This is a genomic window from uncultured Turicibacter sp. (genome assembly GCF_938044715.1).
GTDB classification, from domain to species: domain Bacteria; phylum Bacillota_I; class Bacilli_A; order MOL361; family Turicibacteraceae; genus Turicibacter; species Turicibacter sanguinis.
The window spans coordinates 1-4,194 of the sequence record NZ_CALIOS010000102.1; the positions used below are offsets into that span (position 1 = coordinate 1).

Sequence of the window (4,194 nt, forward strand, 5' to 3'; positions counted from 1 at the left end):
ATTCACTCGTGCTATTGTTTAATAAATGACAATAGCCTTTTTTAATCCAGGTCATGATAAATCCCCCTTATTGTTTAGTTGATATTTTTTGATAACTGAAGAATGGATTGTCAATTGTATTATCAAGAATGCGACAGATTTGCGCTTTAGTATCAATCCCTTTCAAAACATACCGTTGATTAGATTGTATTCTTATCACTTCAAATTGACGATGTCCTTCCACTTCATCTAAATAACAAATCACTTGATCGCCTACCTTTAACATCTCAAGGCCTCCTTTCCTATTAGACGATTTAATCCCTTCATAGCCGCTTCATAGTCTCCTTTTCGAATCTGACCTTTAATCGTGCTATACTGTGCTTTCGTTAGCTCCTGTTTATATTTTTTTAATAATCGATAACATCTCACAGGTGTTCTTTCTCTCATCTTCATCACTCCCTAAAATGGTAAGTCGTCATCGTCGATGTTAATCATGCTGCTAGCTTGGCTTTGTCCTGGTGTGTAGGTTGACGGTACCGAATTTGGAACAAATGGATTCGTTCCTGGTTGTGAGAATGGACTGTCAAATGTCGTGGACTGTGTTTGAAATCCCGCTTCTTGTTGTGGTGACGATTGAGATTGCCATTGTGACTTTTTCGATTCTAAAAACTGAACATGATCGCAGACCACATAAGTGCTATATCGTGTTGACCCATCGGTTGTTTGATAGCTTGATGTCTCCATTCGCCCCTCAATTCCAATTAAGGCTCCCTTTTTTAAAAACTTGGCCATATTTTCAGCCGTTCCTCTCCAAGCCATACAATTAATGAAATCGGCTTGCCTTTCTCCATTAGCCCCTGTATAGGTTCGATTGACTGCTAAACTAAACTTCAGATTCGCAATTCCGTTCGCCGTATATTTTAACTCTGGATTTCGTGTTAACCTTCCAACTAAAACGACTCTATTGATCACGCTTCATCACTCCTTAATGTCGTATCATACTTAACAATCCAACAGTAATCTGTTGGCCTCGTGTAATAACTAATTTTTCTTCTATTTAGGTATTGGGTTACTTCATTAACCCGTTCTAAGGAATAACAATAAATTTCACCGATTGGATATTCTTCAATATGTAATTTTTCTTGATAAATAAACTCAGATAAGACTTGTTTTCCTATCGCTTGATGCAACTCCACGTCAATTCCTAACGCTATCATTTTTGAGACAGTCTTTTTATCTCTGAACTTTGTTCCTAGCTTAAGATGTTTATTGACTGTGACAATCGTTACTCCTATTTGTCGAGCAAATTCAGTCTGTGTCATTTGATTTAGCTCCAAATACTCTTTAACCGTCATTTTAATCACCTACACCTCTGCTCGTAGTTCCTTTTTTAATTTCATTAAATAACGACTAGCTTTCACTTGATAAATCCCATATCTAGAGGCCACTTTATAAAGAGGTTCTCTCGTTTCTAAATGAATCAGAATCGCTTCGACCATGTTAGGTTCGAACTTCTTTCTCTCCATGACCTCTTTCATATATTCCAGCCACTCTAAACGTCTTGATTCGATAAAACCGTCTACTCCTATAAATTTCAACAAACCGTCTTTTTTCTCTTCTTTCCAATCAAGACTAAGTGCTCTTTCTCCTAAGTGCTTTTGATATTCGTGTAACATACTGAAATATGCCGTTTTGTAAAAATAAGTTGAGAAGGCATAGCCTTTTCGAATGTCGAACCCTTCAATACTTTTATAAAATGCAAGGTAACACACACTTTTTAAGTCTTCTCTCTCAAGTGTTGGACACTCAAACCGATGTTTTTTTAAGAATCTCCAAAAACAATCATCGATTAATTTTTCAAACTTTTTAAAGATTTCATCAAACTCAATTTTCCCCTGCTGGTATTCCACTACCAACCGTTCCACTTCATGTCTCGCTAATGTCATACATTAGCCTCCTCTCCATAATCCCCTCTGATATTTAAAGCCTTTAATGTAGCCACTGGTACAAAAATTCCCGCTACATAATGTTTAGTTAAAAAGGTTTCGTCTCCTATGTTATGAGCCTCTTGGTGATGTTCTCGACATAACATAATGAGCTGCATCTTGCTATGATCGACTTTCGTTCGATTTCTCCGGCCTACCGCATCTAAATGATGAACCTCTGCATGGGATTTACCACAAACCGTACATTTTCTATTTTTAAAACAGAGATACGACCAATTCTTGATGGTTTTAGCCATTTCAAACGTTTTGAACGTTAGCGGAATCCCATTCACAAACGTAAAGTCTAAGACATAGTCAATAAAATCACTCGCTATCTCCATCGACACATTCGAAAGACTAAATCGTGAAACCTTTGCCGCTTCACAAAAACTTTCTTTTAGTGTCTCTTTAACTTTCTCGACGCCTATTTTTTTGTGGCTATCACCTCGCCATATTCGAATATCGTTGAATAGGGAATAGAGAAGTCCTCTTTGTGCGGCAGATAGTTGACGACCATCATCTAGTTGGAGCATTCCCTTAGCCAGCCCATTCATGAAGAACTTCTCTTGAATATCTACACCGGGCACATATACTCGCAAGTAACTTCCTTTTCCGTTGTAATGGTCTTTTTTTATCACGACTTGATAATGCATAACTGCCCCCTAATTCTAATTCCCCAGTTCCATTTGTTTTTGGATTCTAGCTTGTAACTGTTCACAATAGCGGACATAAAATCTTGCTTTATCTTTTTGTTCCACCGGGACATCCCCTGTTTTAACAACCTGTTCAAATATAAACTTGATTTCTCCTAGCGTTTGTAAATCCAACTTACAAAACTTATCCATTTACCTCACCTCTACTATCGTTCCTGGTTTCATTTGTTCCAACGTTTTAATGTGACCGTCTATTTTCTTTAAAAGGTCACTTTCTAATCTTTCCGTCAATTCTGGATGATCAGGTCCAAACTCTCTAATCCAATCCAGTATCTCCTTTTTGAGTTCTTTGACATCGGACAGAAACGATTTACATTCAACCAACATCCATCTCACCTCCTTACACGTCTTTTCTTACTCTGCATACGAGCATAAATATAAAACAGTCCATTATAGTCGTTATGACGAACTTCCACTTCTTTGAAGTCATACTGAGGGTATTCCGATATCAAAAACTCAACCAACTCATTATGATTTAAAGCTAATTCTGTTATTTTTCTCTTACCATACTTCCCTTTATTAACTCGTGGCTCGGGTAATCTTAAATTCCCCTTACTCGTTGCCCACGCCCTCGCCCCTTTTAATCTGAACGATGTTTTTTGGTATACCTCTGGATTCTTTGACATATAATTCGTTATCCCTAGGAAATCCTCTTCTTTTCCTTGATAACGCATCGTTTTTATATTTGTCGCTCCATATATCCATCTTCTTTCAACTTCATCTTTAGATAATCCATTATCCATCACCGCATGAATATGAAATCTTTTAGTTCCGTAAGTTCCTTCCTCGATGACATAAACGTATTTAGCTTTTTCTAATCCCTCTTTCTTTCTCGAACGATTAATCGCTCTAAAAAAATAATTTGCGAACTTTTTAGCTTCTTTTAAATCTTTAGGATCTTTCTCATACGTCAATGTCATCCAATAGTCACCTTCATAAAAATTCTCGTGAACTAATCGCATTAACTTCTTTCTGGAATTTCTATCATTCAAGCTTTTTCTAGCTTCGGTTGATTCCTTTCTTTGGTTACTCATAAATCGCTTAATCATATCAGGTAATTGTTTTCTAAATGACGGGTAAATTTCTACTTCAAGTTGATTCCCACTTTCAATCTCTGCTCGAGCATACTTAAACCCTTTAATTGGTCTCATTACATCTTGCAAAAACTGTTGGTTAATCTCACCTGTTTCTTTATCATAAAAATTTTCATAATCATAATTAGCACATAGCTTATGGCTTCTACTTCTCAAATTCTTACTCATATTTTTATTTCTCCCTATCATTCACCCGATTACCATTTGTTATCACTCTTATACAAGCCCGTTAAAGAGGAATTTCACCTCATTTTTTGACATTATTCTCCAAAAATGTTAAAATAAAAAAGAAGTTGATTAACTTCACCTTACTTTTTAATTCATGTTCTATATATTTGAGACTGATAGTTTTCCGACGACTATCAGTCTCTTTTTTTATTTCCTAAAGCATACTAACTCCCCCAATACGATTTTTCCATTTCT

9 protein-coding genes are annotated in these 4,194 nt (G+C 36.3%); all 9 read right to left on the reverse strand.

Going from position 1 to position 4,194, the window contains the following annotated elements:
• Positions 1-67 precede the first annotated feature (67 nt).
• Genes QWC74_RS10210 through QWC74_RS10250 form a run of 9 tightly spaced genes read right to left on the reverse strand, consistent with a single transcriptional unit; the run spans position 68 to position 3,939 of the window.
• On the reverse strand, positions 68-265 hold the full coding sequence (locus tag QWC74_RS10210) for a hypothetical protein (RefSeq protein WP_155230488.1): 198 nt from the start codon (positions 263-265) through the stop codon (positions 68-70).
• Positions 259-426, reverse strand: coding sequence for a hypothetical protein (locus QWC74_RS10215; protein WP_272131614.1), 168 nt, complete (start codon positions 424-426; stop codon positions 259-261). Before QWC74_RS10215 ends, QWC74_RS10210 begins: the two co-directional genes overlap by 7 nt.
• A 12-nt stretch (positions 427-438) precedes the next feature.
• Positions 439-951, reverse strand: coding sequence for a single-stranded DNA-binding protein (locus QWC74_RS10220; protein ID WP_288994009.1), 513 nt, complete (start codon positions 949-951; stop codon positions 439-441).
• Positions 948-1,334, reverse strand: coding sequence for a hypothetical protein (locus QWC74_RS10225; RefSeq protein WP_155232708.1), 387 nt, complete (start codon positions 1,332-1,334; stop codon positions 948-950). The genes QWC74_RS10220 and QWC74_RS10225 overlap by 4 nt, the downstream gene beginning before the upstream one ends.
• A 9-nt stretch (positions 1,335-1,343) precedes the next feature.
• Entirely contained in the window at positions 1,344-1,925 is a 582-nt protein-coding gene (locus tag QWC74_RS10230; RefSeq protein WP_155223054.1) for a sigma factor, read from the reverse strand.
• A complete protein-coding gene (locus QWC74_RS10235) occupies positions 1,922-2,617 on the reverse strand; it encodes a putative HNHc nuclease (protein WP_262957747.1) in 696 nt (231 codons plus the stop codon). Before QWC74_RS10235 ends, QWC74_RS10230 begins: the two co-directional genes overlap by 4 nt.
• 15 nt (positions 2,618-2,632) lie before the next feature.
• A complete protein-coding gene (locus tag QWC74_RS10240; RefSeq protein WP_155223205.1) occupies positions 2,633-2,809 on the reverse strand; it encodes a hypothetical protein in 177 nt (58 codons plus the stop codon).
• Entirely contained in the window at positions 2,810-3,004 is a 195-nt protein-coding gene (locus tag QWC74_RS10245; RefSeq protein ID WP_155223204.1) for a hypothetical protein, read from the reverse strand.
• A 5-nt stretch (positions 3,005-3,009) separates the two neighbouring features.
• Positions 3,010-3,939, reverse strand: a complete 930-nt coding sequence (locus QWC74_RS10250; protein ID WP_155231837.1) for a hypothetical protein — start codon at positions 3,937-3,939, stop codon at positions 3,010-3,012.
• Positions 3,940-4,194: the final 255 nt, after the last annotated feature.

What these genes read in the sequence shown, in the direction of transcription:
- QWC74_RS10235 (WP_262957747.1), bottom strand. Translation starts at nt 2,617, where the DNA reads ATGCATTATCAAGTCGTGATAAAAAAAGACCATTACAACGGAAAAGGA.
- QWC74_RS10230 (WP_155223054.1), bottom strand. Translation starts at nt 1,925, where the DNA reads ATGACATTAGCGAGACATGAAGTGGAACGGTTGGTAGTGGAATACCAG.
- QWC74_RS10215 (WP_272131614.1), bottom strand. Translation starts at nt 426, where the DNA reads ATGAGAGAAAGAACACCTGTGAGATGTTATCGATTATTAAAAAAATAT.
- QWC74_RS10250 (WP_155231837.1), bottom strand. Translation starts at nt 3,939, where the DNA reads ATGAGTAAGAATTTGAGAAGTAGAAGCCATAAGCTATGTGCTAATTAT.
- QWC74_RS10210 (WP_155230488.1), bottom strand. Translation starts at nt 265, where the DNA reads ATGTTAAAGGTAGGCGATCAAGTGATTTGTTATTTAGATGAAGTGGAA.
- QWC74_RS10245 (WP_155223204.1), bottom strand. Translation starts at nt 3,004, where the DNA reads ATGTTGGTTGAATGTAAATCGTTTCTGTCCGATGTCAAAGAACTCAAA.
- QWC74_RS10240 (WP_155223205.1), bottom strand. Translation starts at nt 2,809, where the DNA reads ATGGATAAGTTTTGTAAGTTGGATTTACAAACGCTAGGAGAAATCAAG.
- QWC74_RS10225 (WP_155232708.1), bottom strand. Translation starts at nt 1,334, where the DNA reads ATGACGGTTAAAGAGTATTTGGAGCTAAATCAAATGACACAGACTGAA.